Raw genomic sequence first — 21,218 nt, forward strand, 5'->3', positions numbered from 1 at the left:
GATAAAATTGATAAAAAAAATAGGCAGCCTAAGCTGCCTATTTTTTTATGGTTTTGGTGGAGGGGTTTGGCCATTGTCGCCACTTGGGCCACCAGTACCATCTTCACCTGAACCGCCTTCGCCTGAGCCCCCGCTGCCTGGATCGCCAGTACCTGGTTCGTTGCCAGGATCGCCTGGGGTAGTTGAGTTAACAGTTACGGTGCCGCCTTTGCATTGCGAATGGCGCATAGTTGGGTTTACCAATCCCAAAAGGATGGCTATAAAAATCGGAATAATCATTTGGATAAAAATTTTAAGGTTAAAAAATTGGCCGCGCCCGAAACGGATCAGGAGTTGGGCGTAGCCGTTGATTTTTTAAGAAGCGCTTCTTAAAATTTTTGGGAAGGATTTTGAGCGTCTATCGCGGAAGCAGGTCACTGCTTCCCAAACCAGGTACGAACTCCCGCGATGTCGGCTCTTGGTGTAATTGGTTCTGTTTAAAGGAACTGTTCATAACACAACTCCCGAACTGATTACGAAAGCAAATTTATGCGGGTTAATTTGCTAATTATCAAATAATTCCGATATTACCTGTATTGCTTAATTATTCCGTTCGAATTCCGGAAAACCGTAAAAATTCCGCAAAATTCCGGTGTATTTTTAGACTTTAATTTTTAAAGAAATGCTCGATGATTACCCAGCGCAGGTCAAAGCGGCCTATCTAAAAATGTGTAGTGATGGTACGGTTTCCATTAACCTCAAAAAGCCAACTCCCAATAGTTTGCGACAAGAATGTGTGGTGGTATACAGAAGAAAAAATACACTGAGGGATAAGGATATTGTCTGCACATTTCTGGAGATTAAACATGAAGATAACCTGGAGCCAAGTATTAGACAGGCTCGTCTGAATAAGTTCAGGTCGGTACAAAATTTTCTGACCAAGGATATACCAAATCCTCGGTATGATAATATAGAATTTATTGCTTGGCTCATTGATTTCAAGTTGGATTTTAGCAACCAAGATCAACCGGATTTTGAAAGGAAGAATATCTTGGAAGATGAGCAGGTTGCTCCTGCAACGGAGAGTAAAGTTGAGGATGGGATGCCAAGTAATCAAGGCATTAAAAAACTATCGGCTGAAAATAAAATAGATGAGGGCGAAAACGATGGACAGGATAACAAGGAAAAGAAAACAGAGGAGGAAGAACCGTTAGCTGTAACGATAAAAGGAGCAGATAAATTAAGAGGGGGCCAATACAAACGGCTATATTTTATGGTTGCTGCAATGGTATTGCTTGGAAGTGGGGCCTACTTTGCGTTTAACGATAAGCCCGATACAAATAATACAATACAGCCATTTGTAAGCACAGATTGCATGTACTGGGCCGGTGATCACTACGAACTGGTTTCTTGTAATCCAACGGTTGGCTATGCCCAGCATAAAATTCCTTTCGATGCCTTTGAATGGAAAAATCTCAAAAAAATCAATTGCCCAGATACACTTACCGACAATGATATTGGCAAGGTTTGGTACATGAAAGTGAAAAATGATATCGAATTGTATACGGCCAAAGGGCGATACCCCTTGGACACCAATAGGGTATTAAGGCCGCTCACCAAATACATGTTGGATCAATATATCCCTAGGAAGAAAAAAGTAGCTTTTTTGGAATGGGCATTGAAGGGAATTAGCGGCGTAGCCATTGTTGCTTTTCTAGGCCTGATATGGGCCTTGTGGGCGAAGACGAGAGCCAAAAAACCAAGACTTTCTTAGCAAGATTCCCTTTTCTTCAAAGCATACTTTAACAGCAAAACCGCAATAATGGCACTTCCAAACCTGAGCAGGTTGCCCTCCCAGCCGGTAGCGGCCGAATCGGAAACTACAAAGACATTCCAGGCGGCATTGAGCGAAACATGAAAAACAAAGCCGCTCCATAAGGTGTAGCCATCCAAATGGTTGAGGATGGCAAATAAAATACCTCCTGAAAAAGTAATGAAAAATACCTGCAGGGCTATACCGGTGCCGCCACCCATACCAAGCCAATGTATGCCTCCAAAAATCAGCGATTGCAACAGTAGGGCGGGAATCATGGACCAACCCAGAGTCTGGCGCACAAAGATGAAACCCAAGCCCCTAAACACGAGTTCTTCGGCGAAAGGAAATAATACCGAGAGATATAGCAAATCGGTCAGGCCCAGCTGGGTATTCAGTTTGCTGGTTGCGCCAAGCCCAATCCAAAAAGGCAGGGTGGCAAGCAAGGCCAGCAATGGTCCGCGCAGGCCGTTCCAGCCTAGGCCCAGGGCCTGTATCAGGTTTTTTGAAGTTTTGGCCAGTAATGCATAAGCCACCAACAAGGCCAAAATTACAGCCAAAAGGTTGTCTAAAATAGCGCCTCCATAAGGAATGGGGAAGCCCGGAATTTTAAAACCCACCCACACGGCTATATCGCGGATTTCTAAAGCGCTTAACAATGCCAATACTAGGACTAATGCTTTGAGGATTACGTTGGCTGAGCCCGGTTTTTCGCTAGCCAGCAGTTCATGTTGGTGTATTACTCTCATCGTTGTTTGTTGGTTTTTCATTAACAAGATGAGGAGGCCGTAAAAAAGGTTGCAAGCCCTAAGTAAGTTGGCAGCAATGCCCTTGCGAAATTTCAAAGTTTCGCAAGGGCATAAAGATTGGATTGGAAATGAAGGCGGGTATAGCCAAAAAATGATAACTAATTTCGGTTGCCCGCTTTGGCCTGACGGATAGCCTGGTTTTCTTTAAGGTTAAGCCGGTACACAAAGGTCAGCCTGTAACGGGCCGCATTGGGACTGTCCATCCGGTTTAAGGTGTAATCTGCCCCGGTGGTTGTACTCTTGAACTTGCGCAGGTTAAACAAATTGCCCACATCGAACAATAAAGTCGCTTTGTCTTTAAACAGGTTTTTGCTCACGCCAAACTCGAGGTTATGATTGGCCAGCGTACGGGTTTGGGCATTGCTTTGGCCACCAACAAAACTATAACGGCTTTGGATGCTGAGCTTGTTGGCAAATTTGAGCTGGCCACTTAGCCTGCTGGTCAGTACATGGCCTTCGTGGCTAAAATCCTGCAATTGGTACTGCCCTTGTTGGGTAAAGCTGTAGGCGTTCATTTCCAAGTTAAGCTGCAGCCATTTGATGGGATTGTAGAGCAAGGAAAGTTCTATGCCCTTGCGGATTTCGCGCTGAATGTTAACCGGCGTAGTTATAAATACATTGTTCTCGTTTCTGAAAGTATAATCGACTATAATACCATTGTTGCGCTGGTAATAAACAGCCGGATTGAACGTAAGCACGGTCCAGTTTTTAATGTAGCCTACTTCAAACACATGAGCGTACGAAGGATCAAGCTCTGGATTGCCCACATAACGCGAGTTGTAATCGGTCAACTCGTTAAAAGGATATAAATTGTTGAGCGAAGGCCGGTTGATGCGTTTGCTGTAGCTGCCTTGCAAAGTGGCGTTGGAGGCGAAACGATAGCTCAGGTTAAGCGTTGGAAAAAGGCGCGTATAGTTTTTGCGATCGTTATAAGTACCCACCCTGTCTTCTATTTTAATGCGGGTGAGTTCGCTGCGCAGGCCCAATTGGTACGAAAAATTGCCAAGCCTGCTCCTCACTTGTGCATAGGCGGCGCCAATCAGCTCGCTATAGGCCAGTTTGTTGTCTATGTTTTCAAAAACACTCCAAGTATTGCCGTTTTGTTGTTCGGCCTTAAAATTGGAGCTTACGCTGCGGTTTTCCATTTTGAGGCCTACTTCCAAACGCGAGTTACTGTCTAAGGGCTGCACCAAGTCGGTTTGTACCATCAAGTCTTTGCTGGCCCCAACAGAGCCGGTGCGGATGCCTGGTAGGTTAAGCAGTGCCGGAAATGTTCTTTGCGTATTGAGGTTCCATTCCTTGTCACTGTCCCAAAAATCATATTGCATGTCGACGGTATATTTCTTAACCGGATTTTTAAAGGTTCTGGTGTAATTGAATTCCAGTTGGTTGTAGCTCCGGGTTTCGAACGATTCGCCTTGGCGCAACAGGCTGCTGTCTGGACCCGCACTGGCATAATTGTAATTCAATGCGGTCTTGTCATGATCTTTGGTGGCATTCTTTAAAAAGGCGGCCGTTAATGTATTGTGGTCGTTAATTTGGTAATCGGCGCCCACATAAAGCAACTTGGCATTGTCGTGGCGATTTTCGTCCTGGCGCTGGTTCAAGGTAGAGGTTAGGCTATGGTTGCGGATCGATTGATCGGTGGTATAAAGCCCTACGTAATCAGATAAACGGATGCCTACGGTAGAAAAAACATTCAGCTTTTCAGATTTGTAATTGATGCTTGGCGTAATCCGGGTTTCGTTCGGAATGCCGCCCACCAACCTCAATTGGCCATTAAAACCGGCTGTTTTGTTTTTCTTTAAAATGATATTGATTATGCCTGCCGATCCGGTGGCATCGTACCTGGAAGAAGGATTGGTAATCACCTCAACTTGGCTAATCTGGTCGGCGGGCAACTGGTCGAGCGCATTGGCGGCGGTAAGACCCGATCTTCGACCATTGATGAGCACCAGCACATTGCTGTTTCCCCGCAGGCTGGCTACGCCCGCTGGGCTTACGCTTACCGAAGGCACGCCATTGAGCAAATCTACTGCCGAACCGGTTTGCGATAGTACATCTTTGCCAGCGGTAAACACTTTTTTGTCTATTTGCAAACTAATGGTTGGTCTTTCGCCGGTTATGGCCACTTCTTGCAGCAACTTGGGGTCGGGTTCAAGGTAAATGGTGCCCAAATTTATGCGGCTGCTAAGGGCGGTTATTTGGAGTGGCCTGCTCACCGCTTGGTAGCCCATAAAGCTGAACTCGATGGTTAGGTTGTCGGTTGGGATAGAGTCCAGCACAAAAGCACCCTTCTCGTCGCTGATGCTTCCAGCCACTATTTTTGCATTTTCGTTTTTTACGGTAACGCTTACATAAGGCATTGCCGTTTGGGTTGATTTTTCTTTAATAAGGCCATGTACCGCCTTTTTGGCTGGGTTGGTTTGGGCCATAGCCAAGGCGCTAAAAAACAGGCCTATGCAGAGCAGAGCAATTCGTTTCATGGTGCAAGATTAGCCCAAGGCCCGGGGCTAACCTAAGAAAAACATGCCAACGGCTCTATATCCTTTTCAAATGCACCTGATGCCCTTATCTTTATCCTAACTTTACCATATGAAAAGGCTCGGCTTTATCTTCGCTTTAATTTTATTTGCCTCCTGTAAAAACAGCACTATCGTTTACGAAGCATCCGAGCCGCGCTTTCGAATGGGCGATGACCGGCTTTGGGCCAATAAAAATTATGCGGATACCAATTGGGAAACGGCAAGAGGTTTTACCGAAGACAAGGTGTTTTGGGTGCGCTTTAACATGGCTTTGAAAGAGCGTCCAGACCCGCGCATTCCCCTCGGATTGCAGGTTAACGCCTTCGGCGCTTTCGAAGTGTATTGGGATGGCGTGTATTTGGGCCATAACGGAGAGCTTGCCCAGCCTGGAAAACCCGAAGTCGCGGGAACAGAAACAATTTATTACCTGGTGCCCGATTCGCTGGCCTACAAAGGCACGCACCTCATTGCGCTCAGAGCCACCCAAAGTTTTAAGAAAACTGAACAGCGGAGCGTTAATGTGAAGCTCCAAGATTATCCCGACCTGCTCCGGTCGTCGCTGCTCACCACTTCGTACATGAACCTCATTGCAGGCGCTTTTCTCATTGCATGCATCTATTATTTCTTTCTCTACATCAACAGTAGGCGCAAACAGTATCCGGTACTCATTTTTGCCGTTATCTGTTTCTTTTTTTTCGCGTTGCTGATTTTAGAATATGTCAAGTTCTATGTCGCTATTCCCTACACCTATTTTTACGTGCGGCTAGAAGCTATTGGCTGGATAACCTTTCTGCTGGCCTTTTTGGTGCCGTTGTACTTTTGCCTGCAATTTGACTTTAAAAGAAAATGGTGGTTGCTAGGTTTGTTGCTCTGTGTGCTTGTTACAACCTATGTGATCAAATTTGGGCATTACGATATAACAGCCATTTACTACAGTTATACCATGTGGATGGTTACCATGCTGGTGGTAATCGATGCGGTTGTTAGGAAAGAAAAAGGAGCTTGGGTGGTGTTAATCGGTCTCAGCAGCAGGGTGGTGATCAACTACTTTTTTTATTATGATTTTAGCCTGTTTATCAGCTTTGCCATCGTGGTGCTTTGTATGCTTTACCTGCATGCCATACGCACCCGGGTGATAGAAGAAGAACATGAGGCTTCGCTCCTGCTTTCGGCACGTTTGCAGCTCGATTTGGTGAAGAAAAACATTCAGCCCCATTTCCTTAAAAATACGTTGCTCTCCTTGATCGATTGGGTGGAAGAATCGCCACAACAAGGCGTCAAGTTTCTGCACGCCCTTTCCAACGAATTTGATATCATGAACAGCATTGCGGAGGAGGTGCTCATTCCCGTAAGAAAAGAAATTGAGCTTTGCCAGGCACATTTATCGGTAATGCAGTTTCGAAAGGAAATTGCCTATCAATGGCAGGACCAAGGCATTGTAGAAACCGAACTGGTGCCACCGGCGCTTTTTCATACCTTGCTGGAGAATGGCATTACCCACAGCATGCCCGTTGATAGGCAGATACGCTTCAAGCTGAGCTTTTCGGTAAACGAGGGCTATAAAATTTATATTTTCGAAACCTTTGCCCTCAACCGCATCAAATCTGGAACCAGGGTTGGTGGCAATGGCCTCAATTATATCAAAGCCAGGCTAACCGAAAGCTATGGCCAGCACTGGGAATTTGCTTCGGTAGCCACCGCAACAGGCTGGCGCAGCACCATTAAAATTAAAGACATTGCATGAGGATATTGATTATAGAAGACGAAGAAAGAATTGCCAAAAGAACACAGCGCATGGCCACGGTTTTTTTTGGTGAACAGCTCGAAGCCCTGGCTGTTTGCGATTCGCTGCAAAAGGGCTTGGCTTATATCGAAAAACATCCAATAGATCTTTTACTGCTCGACCTGAACCTGAACGGCGAAGACGGCTTCGATATTTTGGGCACCGTAGTTGCCGGGTCTTTTCATACCATTATTGTTTCGGCCTATACCGATAAGGCTATCACGGCCTTTGCCTATGGGGTAATTGACTTTGTGCCCAAGCCATTTGACGAAGAAAGGCTTTTTCAGGCTTTTAGAAGGACCATAGCCAGTGTGCAGAAAACCGGCGGACCAATTAAATATTTGGCCGTAAAGAAATCGGGCAACCTGAAGTTGATTGATGTTAATGACCTTCATTACATTAAAGGCGCGGGGATTTACAGCGAACTGCACCTGCGCAACGGCAAGCAGGAGCTTCACGATAAATCGCTCGAAACCCTTGGCCAGTTGCTGCCCAGTTCTTTTGAGCGTATCCATAAATCCTACATCGTGCCACTAAACCAGGCCGAAAAAATAGTAGTCGAAGCGGGCGGCCGTTATAGTCTGTTGCTGAGCAATGGCGAATTGCTGCCTATTGGCCGTTCACGCTACAAGGAGCTGAAAGAAAAAATGATCTGAGCTACAGCTGGTATTTTTGGCGCAAAGCGGTGCTGATTTGATTGGCATTGGCCACAATTGATGGCGGAAAACCCAGTGCCGACAAAATAGCGATGGCATTTTTGTTTTTGAGCAAACCAGGTTTGATTTTGTAGTCGAATACCAGGCGCGTATCCGATACCACCTCTTCGAACGAATAAACCGCGTATTCTTTGCCCAATAGTTCGGCCAGTTCCAGGTCGTGGGTTGACACGAAGGTGAAATTTTGGTGTGCATTGAGGTAAGAGAGGATGGCTTTGGCTCCGGCAACCCTTTCGATGGTATTGGTGCCTTTAAAAATCTCGTCGATGATGATGAGGTTGCGGCTTTGCAGGGCTTGGCTGTTGTTGATGATGTGGAGCATGGCCATGGCTTCGGCCTTAAAGTAACTTTTGTGTTCCTCTAAATCATCGTTGTTGCGTACGCTGGTCAGCAGTTGCATAAAAGGAGCCGCATAATAATGGCTGCAAGAAGTATATAAAGTTTGGGCCATAAGCGTGTTGATGGCCATGGCACGGATAAAAGTAGTTTTGCCCGACATGTTGGAGCCCGTAACCAGTACGCCCTGCGTGGTGCTGGCCTTGATAGAATTGGGTACGCAATCTTCGATCAGCGGGTGGTAAAGGTCCAAAACTTCCAGCTCCTGCCCGTTTGGTACCAGCTGCGGTTTGCAATAATAAGGCAGGCCTTCTCTTAGCGACTGGATGGCAATGGCCAGGTCTATTTCGGCCACGTAATTAAACAAAACCTCGATGTGCTGGCGTTGCTGGTTAATCCGGTCAACAGAAATCAGGAACATGAGAGGCTCTATCAGCAACAAGGTCTTGATCAGTTCCAGAATACCAGCACTGATATCGGTTGGGTCGCGGTCTACATTGTTCTGAAAATTAACATAGCTTAACGAGCTTTGCAGCGGTTTTAAATTGCCAAGGCTCTGCTGTACCATAACGGCCTTTGGCGTAGCGCTCAACTTTAATAAATTTTTAGCGCAATTAACCAGGGTATAAAGTTGCGGCAGCGAATAAACATAGCCTGAAATTTTCTTCTTGTTGCCGTAGTGGATGTAAAAGTTGAAAAGCGTTAGCCCCAGCAGTGCCAAAAACCAAAACTGGTTGCGCAAAACGATGGTAAGCACCAGAGAGGCGATCCATAAAATGCCGGCCATTCTTACATATAGGTTTAAACCCTTGCTATACAGCGACTGATAGCTGCTGGTAAACAATTCGTAAATGTAGTAGGCGTTTTTGTTGCCGAGCTTGGCGAGCTCGAGCGATGTGGCCAAACGCAGGTCTTCGTCCGAGCCAAATTTCTCGCTCAATTCATCCAGTTGCTGCAAGGCGTTTACTTCTTGCTGGCTTCTCAGCTGATGATAGAGGTACTGCTGGCCTGGGCTGCTGTTGCAGCGATCTGCATATTCGAATAGGTTTTCGAGGTCGATATCGGTGGCAATGGTATCCGATAAGCTGGTGTTTTCGTCGTGATGTTTGGCAAAATGGTAAGCCGAAATGAGGTTGAAATTGCGGTTCACATCGCGAGGCTGGCCCCACTGGCTCAACAATTCCTCTTTTTTCTTGAGCAGGTCTTGGCCGTTTTTGTACCTGAAGAACAGGAAAACAAGCAGCAATAAAACCAGCAATACAGCTAAATAGAACATATCGATAAATTACCTAACAAAGCTAAAAACTTTGAGCAATCGGCTTGCCGCATCACAAAATTATTATCGTAGGTAAAATTTTTTCCGCCCAAATGATATCGTTTAAGCTGATTTATCGAAAATAAAAAATAATTTATTGTTTTTCGATAAATAATTATTCATATTTGATGAATTAAATTTTTAAAACCATGACAATTAGAATTAGTGCAAAGCACATGCTACAAGTTTTATATGTTCTTTCGTGGATCATATTTATCGGCGTATGTATCGAAGCCGGAGCCTTTATATTCAATGCCGTTTACGCCTTGGCCATTAATCCGGCTGGCGCCAAGTTTGCCGTTCCGGCAATAGACCTAACGTCCCTTTACCATTACGATGCGGGCTATTTTGGAGTGTTTACCTTCATCATGTGTATCGTAGCCATTATGCGCGCCCTGCTGTTTTACCTCATTGTAAAGATTTTGCATGAAAGAAAGCTCGATTTGTCTGCGCCTTTTAATGATGTGGTGAGGCGCTGTATCGCCAATATGGCTTACCTTTCGCTTTTTATCGGCGCATTTTCGTTTAGGGGCGTTAAGTATGCAGAATGGTTTGCCAAGGAAGGGGTAAAAATGCCCGATATAGAGTCTTTGCGCCTGGGCGGTGCCGACGTGTGGCTGTTTATGGGGGTTACCCTTTTGGTTATTGCCTACATGTTTAAAAGAGGAATCGAAATTCAATCAGAACACGAACTAACCGTATAAGCTATGCCTATTGTAGTGAATCTGGATGTGATGATGGCCAAGCGGAAAATGTCGCTGAATGAACTTTCGGAAAAGGTAGGCCTTACCTTGGCCAACTTGTCTATCCTTAAAACCGGCAAGGCAAAGGCAGTAAGGTTTAGTACCCTGGAGGCTATTTGCGATGCGCTCGACTGTCAGCCTGCCGATATTTTGGAGTATACCAAGAAATAGTTTTAACCAGTTTTTAGCATTGATGCCTATGTTGTTTCTAGTTTTTGTAGTGGTGCTGCTGTGGTTGCTGGTAACATATGTTTGCCATTTTAAGGGCTATTGGATTTTTTAAATAAACAACCCACCTAAGACGCCTTTGAAAGGCTAAGAATTATTTTGCTAAAGTTTTCTGGGGAGACTTAGGTGGCAACATAAGATGTTTTGTTTGCTGGGAGGTTATTCTTCCACAATTTCCAGGTCGCCCTTTCGTTTTTCCATCAAAGTTTAAGAGGGCTTGGCTTTCGGTTGCGAATATAGGGCAAGATGTTCCTCCTGCTATTCAAATTAAAAACCGGAAATCATATCAAATTTTAAAAATCACCGTTTAAAAAGGCAGACTTAAAGTAACGGGAATATTAATTAACTATTAATTAAAAAACGATTTGCTTTGCCTAGCCTATTTCTCTGCCAGCATTTTAAATGGCTAAGCGAGGCGGGGCTTTTATATGGCGCTGAAAATCATATATTTGCATCCTAACCAAAAAAACAAACCACAAACTATGACAAGGAAGAAGGATAAAACCACCATCATCTTTGTAAACAAGAACCAAAATATAAACAAGCCTATCCACGTGCCAAGTACTTATATCAGGCATTGGAAAAAATATGTATGGGCTTTGGGGGCTTGTTTTGCATTGTTGTTGGGTGCTATTTTTTACCTCAGCTACAGCAGGGCATCGGTTCAGTTATCCAAGGATCAGTTAGCCAGGGAATTGGCCAAGGCCAAAAACCAAACCGCGGCATTAGATACCTCGCTCATTAAAAGATATTATCAGTCTATTGACCAGAAATTGGGCAAAATCAACAAATATTTAAAGGCCAGGGGCATTAAGCCCATCACCAAAGCTGCTGGTGGCGAAAAGAGCGACGATTTGGTTTCGGTAGAGGAAATAGGCCAATTTTATGAGGGCTACCTAAACCGCATGGCCAATTATGTAGCCTATACCCCCTTGGGCTACCCGCATTTTGGTGCCATTACTTCAGGTTATGGCCATCGCGAAAATCCTTTTACCGGCGAAAACGTAGAGTCGCACAAAGGATTAGACATCAAAGGCAATTATGGCGAAATTGTACGCAGTACCGCTAGTGGCCGTGTGGCTTTTGCAGGCCGAAGAGGTGGCTATGGCAATTGTATCGTGATCAATCACGGCAACGGTTTCGAAACCTATTATGGCCATTTGTCGAAAATCTTGATCGAAGAAGGTCAGAAGGTAAATGTAGGCGATCAGATTGGCAAAATTGGCTCCACTGGCCGTTCCACTGGTCCGCACCTGCACTATGAAGTACATAAAAACGGCAAAGTCATTAATCCCCGTTCCTTTTTAACTTTAGAGTAATGTTCAAGAAAACCAAACAAGCGCCCACCGCGATAGACCAGCAAGAAATTTCTACCCTTATTGGCGAAGGATTTGTGCTGAACGGCGACATAACAGGGCAATCGGTAATTAGGATTGATGGCAAAATTGTGGGCCAGGTAAAAGTAGGCGGAGGGATTATCCTGGGCGAAAAAGGCAGCATTGTGGGCGATATCGAAACCACATCGGCCATCATTTATGGTTCGGTTAAGGGCAACGTAAAAGCCAAGCAGCTCGAAATCAAAAAAACGGGCGAAGTAAACGGCGACATCAAAACCGAAACCCTCGAAATAGAATTTGGCGCGCAGTACAATGGCAAGCTCGAAATGAAGCAGCTCATTAAATCGGAAGAAAAGGAACTGCAAGACTAGGGGTTCATTTGCTCACTATTTGCTGCCGACTGAGAACTGCCTAAGCATCCGTTCCGCTTGATCAACGTGCCTTTCGTTGTGATAAACCACAAAGCGAAGGGTATCGCCCAGCTTTAGCCTGATCAACCTGCTGATGGAGACCGACGTTTTGATTTTGCCTAGATCAAGCGTTTGGGCGCGCTCAAGCAATGCCTTTAATCGTTCTTGTTGCCTTAAAAAGCGATCGATGGTGGTAAGGCCAAGCTGCCGATGTTGCTTTGCCGGGTTTTTATCGCTAGTTGTACTCATCTTCTTTTGCTTTGCCTTGACGCGGACGAGCTTTACAAAATAATTGCCCAACATTCCTGGCGTGTAGTTTCCGGTCGTTGTTGTTTTGTGCTCCAGCATTTTGATCTCTATGGCGGGCAAATAAAAATCGCCATACAAATTAAGGTGCTCCAAGCATTCTAATATGTTCCATTCGCTTAGATTGCGCTTAAAGGTGAGCTGCGCCAAATCCAACTTTTTAAAGCCTGCTGTAACGCTGATGAGCCGATTGGTAATGCCCAGCAATTCGGCAATAAGTTGTGTGTTGTTGATTTTCATGGAGGCAAAGATCAAAATTGGCAGGTTCTCAATTCTTGATTCCAATCAAGAATTTCGGATTCGGCTCAGGGTTTCGGGGCTCATGCGCAGGTAAGAGGCAATGTACTTGAGCGGTACCTGCTGAAAAAGATGCGGGCTTCTCTTCAACACCCTTTGCAAACGTTCGGTTGGCGATGCCGTTAAGAGGTCTACTTCCCGTTCCATTTGTTGCGTTATTACGGTTTCCAGCAAGTTGTTGTAGGCCTTTAGGCTGGCCGTGCTGGCTTGGCTAATTTCAATGACCTGCTCTTTAGAGATGACGTTGACCACCGTTTTTCGGATGGCCTCGACATAAAACTCGGATGGTTGTCCGGTTAAAAATGATGCCAGCGAATTGATGATGGAACCCTCATAGCCCAGTCTGATGGTATGCTCTTCGTGGGCCGAGGGCAGGAAAATGCGAACAGCTCCGGACACTATAAAATAAAGGTTTTTTTCGGTTTCGCCTGCCCGGAGCAAGTACTGTGCCTTGGCATAGGTTTTTTGAACGCCTGCGGTTTGTAGCGAGTGGATAAGCTGTGGCAAAAAGGATTCTAGGTTGGCCATGATGGAGGATAAAATTAATGGTTTTTGGGCAAAGCTGTTCATCGAAGAACCCAGTATGAACGCAACTTTTGCTTGGTTGGTGCTCCCTGGCTCTAAATCAGCTGCTAAAGGCTACGAATGATTGACAATCAAGCCCCAATCAAGAACTTCTGACTTTCAAATTTCTTTCCTACCTTTGCCTCCATGAGATACTTAACCATCATCTGTAGCATATACATGCTGTTGCTGGCTTTTATGCCTTGCAAGGATGAACTGGTTAATGTTGTTTCGCAAACGCAGCAAACACTGCAGAAAGATTCAGGCGGTGCCGGCCATTGTAACCAAGAAGCCTGTCCGCCGTTTTGCACCTGTGCCTGCTGCTCGGTAGTCAGACATTTTTTAACAGCAGAGCCGATTGTTTACATCGAAAAATCGGTTGTAAAGCCTTATTTGCCCACTGCAGTTTCGGCGGTTCAGCAACTGAGCATGCCCATTTGGCAACCCCCACAAAACATTTAATACGACTTTTCCCTATTTCGTGCTGTAGGCCAGAATTGGCCTGCTATTCCGTATCGTATTAAATTTTTCAATTTTATGTTTGATCAAATTATTTCGTTCTCTATCAAGAACAAAGTAACTATCGGGCTGTTTACCTTGGCGTTGGCCTTGGCTGGCGTGTATGCCATCTATAACCTGCCGGTTGATGCGCAGCCCGATATTACCAATAACCAGGTTCAGGTTATTACCCAGGCGCCTAGTTTAGGGGCTCAAGAAGTAGAGCAGTTCATTACCGCGCCCATCGAATTGTCTATGGCCAATATTGCCGGCATTATCGAAAAACGCTCTATTTCACGTTCGGGCATTTCTGTAATTACGCTCGTTTTTAAAGACAATGTAGATGTGTACTGGGCCCGGGCACAGGTAAATGCCCAGCTTAAAGAGGCCGAAAGCACTATTCCGAAAGGGATGGGCGAGCCGATGCTGGCTCCGATTACCACCGGTCTCGGCGAAATCTACCAATATGTAATCCACCCTAAAAAAGGCTATGAAGGCAAATATACTGCTACAGACCTCCGTACTTTGCAAGACTGGCTGGTGCGTACCCAGTTGGCAGGTACGGCGGGTGTGGCAGAGGTAAGTGGCTGGGGAGGCTATGTAAAGCAGTATGAAATTGCTTTAGACAACGACAAGCTCAATTCGCTTGGCTTAACCATTCCCGAAATTTATGAGGCCTTAGCAAAGAACAACGAAAACACAGGCGGTTCTTACATCGAACAGCAGCACAATGCCTATTTTATCAGAGGTTTGGGCCAAATCCAGAACCTGGAAGACATCCGCAAAATTGTGGTCAAAAACCAAAAAGGCACGCCTATCCTGATCCGCGATGTGGCTACGGTGCAATTTGGCAGCGCCACCCGCTACGGAGCGGTTACCCGCAATGGTCAGGGCGAAGTGGTGGCTGGTGTAACGTTGATGCTCAAAGGTGAGAACTTTAGCCAGGTGATTAAGCAGGTGAAAGAGCGCATGGTACAGATCCAAAAATCGCTGCCCGAAGGCGTAGTGATCGAGCCGTTTATAGACCGTACCGAATTGGTTGGCCGGGCCATGGGCACGGTAAAGAAGAACCTGTTGGAGGGGGCGCTCATCGTTATTTTTGTACTGGTGCTTTTGCTGGGCAACTGGCGCGCCGGATTGGTGGTGGCCTCGGTTATTCCGCTGGCCATGCTGTTTGCCTTTTTTATGATGCACCTGTTTGGCGTATCGGGTAATTTAATGAGCCTTGGGGCCATAGATTTCGGGTTGATTGTTGATGGTGCCGTTATTATTGTAGAAAGCGTGGTGCACCATATCGCCACGGGGAATTATCGTAAACAAGGAATCTTGAGGCTGAGCCAGGCGCAGATGGACGAGGAAGTGAACGATAGCGCCGGCAAGTTGATGAAATCGGCGGCTTTTGGCCAGCTCATCATCCTTATTGTTTACCTGCCGCTGCTATCGCTGGTGGGTATTGAAGGCAAAATGTTCAAGCCCATGGCGCAAACCGTAGCCTTTGCCATCATGGGGGCTTTCATCCTGTCGCTAACCTACGTGCCGATGGCCAGCGCCCTTTTCCTCAGTAAAAAAACGGAGCATAAGCCCAATATTTCAGATCGGCTGATTGCCTTTCTGCAACGGATTTATCAACGCGCACTGGTTGGTGTGCTTCAATTCAAAGTTACCGTAGTTGTGGCCGTTTTGCTGCTGTTTTCGATAGCTATTTGGGGTTTTAGTCGGATGGGTGGCGAGTTTATTCCCACTTTGGAAGAAGGCGACCTTACCGTAGAAATCTCGATGATGCAGGGCACTTCGCTTTCGGAAGCTGTAAGCACATTTGGCAAGGCCGAAAAACTGCTAAAAGATAAATTTCCCGAAATCAAACAAGCCGTTACGCGTATCGGAAGTTCCGAAATCCCTACCGACCCCATGCCGATGGAAAGGGGCGATATGATGCTTTCGATGCAGCCTAAAAGCCAATGGAAATCGGCCGGCACCCGTGCAGAGATGATGGAAAAAATGGAAGAAACGCTTGCTGTAATTCCAGGCATCAAAGCAGAGATCTCGCAGCCGATGCAAATGCGTTTCAACGAGCTGATGACGGGTATCAGGCAAGATGTGGCCATTAAAATTTATGGCAACGACCTCGATGTATTGGCGCAAGAGGCGAACAAAATTGCCAAACTGATCCATGGTGTAAACGGCGTAAGCGAGCCTTTTATAGAAAAAGTGAGTGGTTTGCCACAAATACAGGTGGCTTACGACCGCAATAAGATGGCACAGTATGGTCTCAACATCAGTGAGGTAAACATGATCTTGAAAACGGCTTTTGCGGGCAATGCCGCCGGCGTGGTTTTTGAAGGCGAAAAGCGTTTCGACTTGGTTATTCGCTTGGGCCGGGAGTTGCGCGAAAATATTTCCAGCGTCGAAAACTTGCTTATCCCTTTGCCGTCGGGCAATAAAGTGCCGCTAAGCCAGGTGGCCAACATCGAGTTTAAGGATGCGCCGGCACAGGTTTCGAGAGAAGAAGGCAATAGACGCATCTATGTAGGCTTTAATGTGCAGGACCGCGATGTAGAAAGTACAGTAGAAGAAATACAACAAAAACTAGATCGCGAACTGAAGTTGCCAAGCGGCTACTACCTTACTTATGGAGGCCAGTTTCAAAACCTGCAGGCCGCCAAGGCCCGCTTGTCGATAGCGGTGCCTATAGCCCTGATCCTGATTTTACTGCTGTTGTATGCCACCTTCAGAAAGGTAAAAGACAGCCTGCTTATTTTCACAGCTGTTCCATTGGCTTCTATTGGTGGTATTGCGGCGCTGTTGCTGCGGGGCATGCCTTTTAGTATTTCGGCTGGTGTTGGTTTTATTGCGCTTTTTGGGGTGGCGGTGCTCAATGGCATCGTACTGATCGGTTATTTTAACCAGCTCAAAAGCGAAGGCATGGACAATATCTACAACCGCGTACTCGAGGGGACTAAAACCAGGCTAAGACCGGTGCTCATGACCGCTGCAGTAGCCTCGCTGGGCTTTTTGCCGATGGCGCTTTCTACCAGCGCGGGTGCCGAAGTACAAAAACCTTTAGCTACGGTAGTTATCGGTGGCCTCATGACGGCTACTTTGCTCACCTTGTTTGTGTTGCCTTGTTTATACCTCTTGTTCAATAAAAAAGAAACCATCAGATTTAAAATGCCTAAAACGATGATGATGATAGGCTTGGTTGTGTTGGGAACGCTGTTTGCCAGCCCAGCCAATGCCCAGCAAAAACCCTTGAGCCTCGACAGTGCCATTGCCAGGGCCCTGAAAAACAACTTGGAGCTGCGTTCTTCAGATTGGAGCGTAGCGCAGGCCAAAGCCTTGCAAAAATCGGGAGTTGATTTGCCGAAAACCGAACTGATGCTTACCCAAGATCCTACCAGCGGCGGCAATATGGACAATGCCATTGGCATTACCCAAAATATAGCCTGGCCAGGTTTGTATGGCAAGCAGCGTAAATTGCTCAGCCAGCAAAGCACTTTGGCCCAGCGAGGCCTTCAGGCTACACAGGCTGGTGTAGTTAGGGCGGTGCGCAATGCCTGGTATACCCAAGCGCTTTATCAAGAAACCATGCGTATTCTCAACTATCAGGACAGCCTGTATGCAGGTTTTGTCAAAAAAGCGGAAATCAGGTTTAAAACCGGCGAAACATCTAACCTCGAATTGATGAGCGCACGCAACAAATACCAGGAAGTACAGGCCATGAAAATTGGTGCTTTAGCCGAGCTGAAAAATAACGAAATGGCTTTGCAGCAATTGCTCAACACCCAGGAGCCAATCCGGGTAGAGGCTAAGTCCTTGCCACTTTTCCTGGCTGTTGAAACCAACGATCTACCCACGGCCAACAACGCGGCTTTAGGAATAGCACAGCAGGAGATAGCGGTAGCTACAGCCAAAATTGCGGTAGAACGGGCCAAGAATATGCCCGATTTCATCTTGGGTTATAACCAGCAATTATTGGTTTCTGGGTTTAATCCGGCCCATATCAGCCGTACTTACTCACCAGGCACGCGCATTGCGGGCATACAGGTTGGGGTAGCTTTGCCCCTGTTTAATCAGGCTGGCCGGGCCAAGGTAAAGGCCGAACAGCTCGGCGTGCAAGTGGCCCAGGCCAATTACGAAAATGCGCAGTCGCAGGTGCAGCTGGCGCTGCAACAGGAACTGCAACGCTACCATAAATTCAAACAGCTGGTTACGTATTACCTCAATGTGGGCCTTAAGCAGGCCGACGAGCAACTGCGCATTGCACAAGTTTCGTTCAATTTGGGAGAAATCGGCTATATCGAATATATCCAAAACACCAGCACCGCGGTTCAGGCCAAATTAGCCTACCTCGAAACCGTAAGCCAGCTCAATCAATCAGCCATTCAATTACAGTATCTTAAAGGAGAATAATCATGCAAATTCAAAAATATAAACAGCTTATTTACCTGGCATTGCTAAGCGCAGGCCTTTTGGTTTCGTGCACCGACAAAAAGCCCGAAAAAGAAGAGGCTGCAGCTTCGGCTACGGCAAAAAAGGAAGCCTTGGCGCTCAACCCCGAACAGCTACAAGCCGTAGGCATTGAAATTGGCCCGCTTAAACAGCATAACCTTAGTGCAGTAGTAAAAGCCAATGGCCAATTGGCAGTTCCGCCACAAAACCAGGCCGATGTAAGCGTGCTGTATGGCGGGATCATCAGCCGTATTTACGTGCTCGAGGGCCAACAGGTAAAGCAAGGCCAAGTGTTGGCGATGGTTAAAAACCAGGACCTGATCAAGTTGCAACAAGATTACCTGGCCAGCAAAAATAGTTTTGCCTATGTGCAGGCCGAATACGATCGCCAAAAACAGCTGAATGATGCCGGAGCCGGAACGGGCAAATCCTTTCAGTCGGCCACAGCCACCTTTAATGCCGAATCGGCCAGGTTGAAAGCCTACGAAAGCCAGCTGCTGCAGCTGGGCATTTCGCCAGCCAAGATTTCGAGTGGCCATATCGTTTCACAGTTTCCGGTTTCATCGCCTATTAACGGTACCGTTGGACAGATTACCGCCAATACAGGTGCTTTTGTACAACCCGGCACTTCAATTATGGAAGTGGTAGACAATGCTAAAATCCATTGCGACCTTACTGTATTCGAAAAAGACCTGATGGCTGTAAAAATTGGGCAACAAGTTAACTTTCAGCTCACCAACCAAAACAACCAAGTGATTACCGGAACCATCAATGGCATCAACAAATCATTCGAAAACGAAAGCAAGGGCGTAATTGTACATGCGGTAATCCAAAATCCGCAACACCAGAACCTGATTCCGGGCATGTATGTTACCGCCTTGATTAACGTGGGTACGCAAAAAGACTGGGCCGTGCCGGTCGTCGCCTTGGTACGTGCGGGTGGCCGAGCCTATATTTTTGTGGTTGAAGAACATGCCGATGGCCAAAAGCACAACGACTATCAGTTTAAAAAAGTGGAAGTATCTACAGGGGTGAGCGAACTGGGCTTTACCCAAATCAAACCGCTAACCGAACTGCCGGCCAAAACAAAGGTGGTAACCAAAGGCGCCTTCTACCTCGAATCGAAAATTGCTGGCGGTGGCGAAGAAGAGGAGTAGCTACTGGTGGCTTTCAGTTCTAGGTTGGCAGTTGCGAATGGCGAACCAAAAACGTCATGGTGATGTGCATCGTGAAGAAGCCTACTCATAAGAAAAATCATCTTGCTAAATCGAGATAGATTGCTTCGTCCGTCCTCGCAATGGCGGATCTAGACCGGGTTCTTCAAAACCTTGAACACATACGCTTTGTAATTGGTGCCAATGGGGATTTCCTTGGCGCCAATTTCAACATCGTGGGGCGTAAAGGCTGTAATTTTTTGAAGATTGACAATAAAAGAACGGTGTATGCGCAAAAAGCCCTTGCCCTGTAGTTCGATTTCTATATCGCTGATTTTGTATTTGGCATTGATTTGTTGCGCAGTACAATGGATGATAATGTAGTCCTTAAAGCTTTCTACATAAAGGACATCATTGGTCAGTATCTTCCTGAATTTGTTGCCTGTTTTGATGTAAATGAAATCCTCCATTGCCAATGGAGGAGCCTGTAGTGATAGCAACGGCAAGGATTTGAGCCTCAGGTAGCGGTCTATGGCCTTGAAAAAACGATCAAAAGTGATGGGTTTCAACAAGTAGTCAACAATGTCGAGATCATAGCCTTCTACCGCATACTCGCGATAGGCTGTGGTGATGATAACCGCCGGGGGATTTTTTAGCGTTTTCAAAAAATCGATTCCTGTAAGCTGTGGCATCTTAATATCAAGAAACAACAGGTCTACTGGTTTTGTGCGCAAAAATTCGAGTGCTTTGATGGCATTGCCACAAGCACCGGCCACTTCAAAGCTGTCTAGCAGCGCCATGTGGTTTTTGAGCAGCTCGATGGCCAAAGGCTCATCGTCAACCAATAGGCATTGTATTTTTGAGGTCATTATGGTTCAGGTTTATGGTGAGCAACACTACGAATATATCGTCATTTGCGGAGATATTAAGCGCGTAGTTTTTTCCATAGATGAGGTCGAGTTGTTTTTTGATGTTATCCAGTCCTATCCTTTCGGCTTTTGAGCTGTTTGGTTGCGGTGCAAAAGAATTGGCAACCACAAACCTAAAGCAGTTGTGTTCCAGTTCGAGCGTTATATCAATGCTCGGGTTGCCGATGTCTTCTCCAGCTCCGTGTTTAAAGGCATTTTCTGTTAGCGATAACAAAATGAGGGGCGCAATTGGCACATCTTGATCAATTTGATGTTTAAAATTTACCTTCAGCCGGTCGTTGTAGCGAAGCTTTTCCAAGCCTATATAGTTGTTTAACAAAGCAATTTCGGTAGAAACAGGTACATAAGTATGATTGCAACGGTAAAGGATATGATCGAGGATTTCAGCAAGCTCAGCTATAGACTTGGATGTAACCGGCGAACCCAGCATTGAAAGCGAATAAATGTTGTTGAGCGTATTGAACAAAAAGTGTGGATTAAGTTGTGTTTTGAGTGCGCGGAGTTCGGTTTCTGCCTTTTCCTTTTCAAGAAGGAGGGTCTTTTGTTGCGCAAGGTATTGCTCTTTCACCAATTTGCAAAAGCCGAAAATACAGGCAATGGTAAAGTTGTGTATAAAATACTCTTCGATAAGCCAAGGAATATCAGTCAGGATTTCTCCTATTGATTCCTGTTCAAATGGTGGTTTTCTTACCAAAGGCTCCAGCAAATAAATACCCGTAGTCCGGGTAAATGCCGCAATGACATAGCTTCCCGCCAAAAAATAAAGCACCACAAAGACATAGTTCCTGCCGGTCATCAATTTGGGAATGATGAGATAGGCTATAAAATCTGTCTCTTATACACATCTGACGCTGCCGACGAACCACGACATGGGTAGTTGGGGGGGGGGGGGGGGGTGTAAAGGGGGGGGGGGGGGGGGGGGGGGGGGGGGGGGGGGGGGGGGGGGGGGGGGGGGGGGGGGGGGGGGGGGGGGGGGGGGGGGGGGGGGGGGGGGGGGGGGGGGGGGGGGGGGGGGGGGGGGGGGGGG

At 46.4% G+C, this 21,218-nt stretch carries 19 protein-coding genes; 10 read left to right on the top strand and 9 right to left on the bottom strand.

Going from position 1 to position 21,218, the window contains the following annotated elements; genetic code table 11:
* Positions 1–45 precede the first annotated feature (45 nt).
* Positions 46–279, bottom strand: coding sequence for a hypothetical protein (locus JHD69_RS10430; RefSeq protein WP_199140024.1), 234 nt, complete (start codon positions 277–279; stop codon positions 46–48).
* A 382-nt stretch (positions 280–661) separates the two neighbouring features.
* On the opposite strand from JHD69_RS10430, the gene JHD69_RS10435 reads away from it, so the two are divergent.
* Positions 662–1,753, top strand: coding sequence for a hypothetical protein (locus tag JHD69_RS10435; protein ID WP_199140026.1), 1,092 nt, complete (start codon positions 662–664; stop codon positions 1,751–1,753).
* Here JHD69_RS10435 and JHD69_RS10440 read toward each other — a convergent pair.
* A complete protein-coding gene (locus JHD69_RS10440) occupies positions 1,750–2,541 on the bottom strand; it encodes a CPBP family intramembrane glutamic endopeptidase (protein ID WP_199140028.1) in 792 nt (263 codons plus the stop codon). The two genes, JHD69_RS10435 and JHD69_RS10440, sit on opposite strands and share 4 nt — an antisense overlap.
* A 158-nt stretch (positions 2,542–2,699) precedes the next feature.
* Positions 2,700–5,087, bottom strand: coding sequence for an outer membrane beta-barrel family protein (locus JHD69_RS10445; protein ID WP_199140030.1), 2,388 nt, complete (start codon positions 5,085–5,087; stop codon positions 2,700–2,702).
* 109 nt (positions 5,088–5,196) lie between these two features.
* Here JHD69_RS10445 and JHD69_RS10450 point away from each other — a divergent pair, with 109 nt between their 5' ends.
* Both JHD69_RS10450 and JHD69_RS10455 read left to right on the top strand, forming a co-directional pair.
* The gene (locus JHD69_RS10450; RefSeq protein WP_199140032.1) at positions 5,197–6,870 is read left to right on the top strand and encodes a histidine kinase; all 1,674 of its coding nucleotides are present in this window, start codon (positions 5,197–5,199) and stop codon (positions 6,868–6,870) included.
* Positions 6,867–7,565 carry a LytR/AlgR family response regulator transcription factor gene (locus JHD69_RS10455; RefSeq protein WP_199140034.1) on the top strand — a complete coding sequence of 233 codons (699 nt, stop codon included), beginning with the start codon at positions 6,867–6,869 and terminating at the stop codon, positions 7,563–7,565. Before JHD69_RS10450 ends, JHD69_RS10455 begins: the two co-directional genes overlap by 4 nt.
* Before the next feature lies 1 nt (position 7,566).
* Here JHD69_RS10455 and JHD69_RS10460 read toward each other — a convergent pair whose 3' ends face one another.
* Positions 7,567–9,237 (bottom strand): MutS-related protein, encoded by a 1,671-nt coding sequence (locus JHD69_RS10460; RefSeq protein ID WP_199140036.1) that lies wholly within the window; start codon positions 9,235–9,237, stop codon positions 7,567–7,569.
* A gap of 215 nt (positions 9,238–9,452) precedes the next feature.
* Here JHD69_RS10460 and JHD69_RS10465 point away from each other — a divergent pair, with 215 nt between their 5' ends.
* From JHD69_RS10465 to JHD69_RS10480, 4 genes are all read left to right on the top strand, one after another.
* Positions 9,453–9,980 carry a DUF2975 domain-containing protein gene (locus JHD69_RS10465; protein ID WP_233165850.1) on the top strand — a complete coding sequence of 176 codons (528 nt, stop codon included), beginning with the start codon at positions 9,453–9,455 and terminating at the stop codon, positions 9,978–9,980.
* A gap of 3 nt (positions 9,981–9,983) precedes the next feature.
* Positions 9,984–10,190 carry a helix-turn-helix domain-containing protein gene (locus JHD69_RS10470; RefSeq protein WP_199140040.1) on the top strand — a complete coding sequence of 69 codons (207 nt, stop codon included), beginning with the start codon at positions 9,984–9,986 and terminating at the stop codon, positions 10,188–10,190.
* Positions 10,191–10,729: 539 nt separating this feature from the next.
* The gene (locus JHD69_RS10475) at positions 10,730–11,566 is read left to right on the top strand and encodes a M23 family metallopeptidase (protein WP_233165852.1); all 837 of its coding nucleotides are present in this window, start codon (positions 10,730–10,732) and stop codon (positions 11,564–11,566) included.
* Positions 11,566–11,955, top strand: a complete 390-nt coding sequence (locus tag JHD69_RS10480) for a bactofilin family protein (RefSeq protein WP_199140044.1) — start codon at positions 11,566–11,568, stop codon at positions 11,953–11,955. Before JHD69_RS10475 ends, JHD69_RS10480 begins: the two co-directional genes overlap by 1 nt.
* A gap of 15 nt (positions 11,956–11,970) precedes the next feature.
* Here JHD69_RS10480 and JHD69_RS10485 read toward each other — a convergent pair whose 3' ends face one another.
* Positions 11,971–12,540, bottom strand: coding sequence for a DinB family protein (locus JHD69_RS10485; RefSeq protein ID WP_199140046.1), 570 nt, complete (start codon positions 12,538–12,540; stop codon positions 11,971–11,973).
* A gap of 45 nt (positions 12,541–12,585) precedes the next feature.
* The gene (locus JHD69_RS10490; protein WP_199140048.1) at positions 12,586–13,125 is read right to left on the bottom strand and encodes a Crp/Fnr family transcriptional regulator; all 540 of its coding nucleotides are present in this window, start codon (positions 13,123–13,125) and stop codon (positions 12,586–12,588) included.
* A gap of 183 nt (positions 13,126–13,308) precedes the next feature.
* Here JHD69_RS10490 and JHD69_RS10495 point away from each other — a divergent pair, with 183 nt between their 5' ends.
* The 3 genes from JHD69_RS10495 (at position 13,309) to JHD69_RS10505 (ending at position 19,265) form a co-directional block, all read left to right on the top strand.
* Entirely contained in the window at positions 13,309–13,623 is a 315-nt protein-coding gene (locus tag JHD69_RS10495) for a DUF6660 family protein (RefSeq protein ID WP_199140050.1), read from the top strand.
* A 75-nt stretch (positions 13,624–13,698) separates the two neighbouring features.
* On the top strand, positions 13,699–18,069 hold the full coding sequence (locus tag JHD69_RS10500) for a CusA/CzcA family heavy metal efflux RND transporter (RefSeq protein WP_199140052.1): 4,371 nt from the start codon (positions 13,699–13,701) through the stop codon (positions 18,067–18,069).
* Between the two features lie 2 nt (positions 18,070–18,071).
* Positions 18,072–19,265, top strand: coding sequence for an efflux RND transporter periplasmic adaptor subunit (locus tag JHD69_RS10505; protein WP_199140054.1), 1,194 nt, complete (start codon positions 18,072–18,074; stop codon positions 19,263–19,265).
* Positions 19,266–19,414: 149 nt separating this feature from the next.
* On the opposite strand, the gene JHD69_RS10510 is transcribed toward JHD69_RS10505, so the two are convergent.
* The 3 genes from JHD69_RS10510 to JHD69_RS10520 form a co-directional block, all read right to left on the bottom strand.
* Positions 19,415–20,131, bottom strand: a complete 717-nt coding sequence (locus tag JHD69_RS10510; RefSeq protein ID WP_199140056.1) for a LytR/AlgR family response regulator transcription factor — start codon at positions 20,129–20,131, stop codon at positions 19,415–19,417.
* On the bottom strand, positions 20,100–20,987 hold the full coding sequence (locus JHD69_RS10515; RefSeq protein ID WP_199140058.1) for a sensor histidine kinase: 888 nt from the start codon (positions 20,985–20,987) through the stop codon (positions 20,100–20,102). The genes JHD69_RS10510 and JHD69_RS10515 overlap by 32 nt, the downstream gene beginning before the upstream one ends.
* 23 nt (positions 20,988–21,010) lie before the next feature.
* Positions 21,011–21,218: hypothetical protein (locus JHD69_RS10520; protein WP_199140060.1), on the bottom strand; the 208-nt coding region annotated here is incomplete at its 5' end.

The sequence above is a fragment of the Pedobacter sp. ASV12 genome, assembly GCF_016429155.1.
Taxonomy (GTDB): domain Bacteria; phylum Bacteroidota; class Bacteroidia; order Sphingobacteriales; family Sphingobacteriaceae; genus Pedobacter.

Coding starts and splice junctions, on each gene's coding strand:
- JHD69_RS10430 (WP_199140024.1), bottom strand. CDS start 279: ATGATTATTCCGATTTTTATAGCCATCCTTTTGGGATTGGTAAACCCA.
- JHD69_RS10435 (WP_199140026.1), top strand. CDS start 662: ATGCTCGATGATTACCCAGCGCAGGTCAAAGCGGCCTATCTAAAAATG.
- JHD69_RS10440 (WP_199140028.1), bottom strand. CDS start 2,541: ATGAGAGTAATACACCAACATGAACTGCTGGCTAGCGAAAAACCGGGC.
- JHD69_RS10445 (WP_199140030.1), bottom strand. CDS start 5,087: ATGAAACGAATTGCTCTGCTCTGCATAGGCCTGTTTTTTAGCGCCTTG.
- JHD69_RS10450 (WP_199140032.1), top strand. CDS start 5,197: ATGAAAAGGCTCGGCTTTATCTTCGCTTTAATTTTATTTGCCTCCTGT.
- JHD69_RS10455 (WP_199140034.1), top strand. CDS start 6,867: ATGAGGATATTGATTATAGAAGACGAAGAAAGAATTGCCAAAAGAACA.
- JHD69_RS10460 (WP_199140036.1), bottom strand. CDS start 9,237: ATGTTCTATTTAGCTGTATTGCTGGTTTTATTGCTGCTTGTTTTCCTG.
- JHD69_RS10465 (WP_233165850.1), top strand. CDS start 9,453: ATGCTACAAGTTTTATATGTTCTTTCGTGGATCATATTTATCGGCGTA.
- JHD69_RS10470 (WP_199140040.1), top strand. CDS start 9,984: ATGCCTATTGTAGTGAATCTGGATGTGATGATGGCCAAGCGGAAAATG.
- JHD69_RS10475 (WP_233165852.1), top strand. CDS start 10,730: ATGACAAGGAAGAAGGATAAAACCACCATCATCTTTGTAAACAAGAAC.
- JHD69_RS10480 (WP_199140044.1), top strand. CDS start 11,566: ATGTTCAAGAAAACCAAACAAGCGCCCACCGCGATAGACCAGCAAGAA.
- JHD69_RS10485 (WP_199140046.1), bottom strand. CDS start 12,540: ATGAAAATCAACAACACACAACTTATTGCCGAATTGCTGGGCATTACC.
- JHD69_RS10490 (WP_199140048.1), bottom strand. CDS start 13,125: ATGGCCAACCTAGAATCCTTTTTGCCACAGCTTATCCACTCGCTACAA.
- JHD69_RS10495 (WP_199140050.1), top strand. CDS start 13,309: ATGAGATACTTAACCATCATCTGTAGCATATACATGCTGTTGCTGGCT.
- JHD69_RS10500 (WP_199140052.1), top strand. CDS start 13,699: ATGTTTGATCAAATTATTTCGTTCTCTATCAAGAACAAAGTAACTATC.
- JHD69_RS10505 (WP_199140054.1), top strand. CDS start 18,072: ATGCAAATTCAAAAATATAAACAGCTTATTTACCTGGCATTGCTAAGC.
- JHD69_RS10510 (WP_199140056.1), bottom strand. CDS start 20,131: ATGACCTCAAAAATACAATGCCTATTGGTTGACGATGAGCCTTTGGCC.
- JHD69_RS10515 (WP_199140058.1), bottom strand. CDS start 20,987: ATGACCGGCAGGAACTATGTCTTTGTGGTGCTTTATTTTTTGGCGGGA.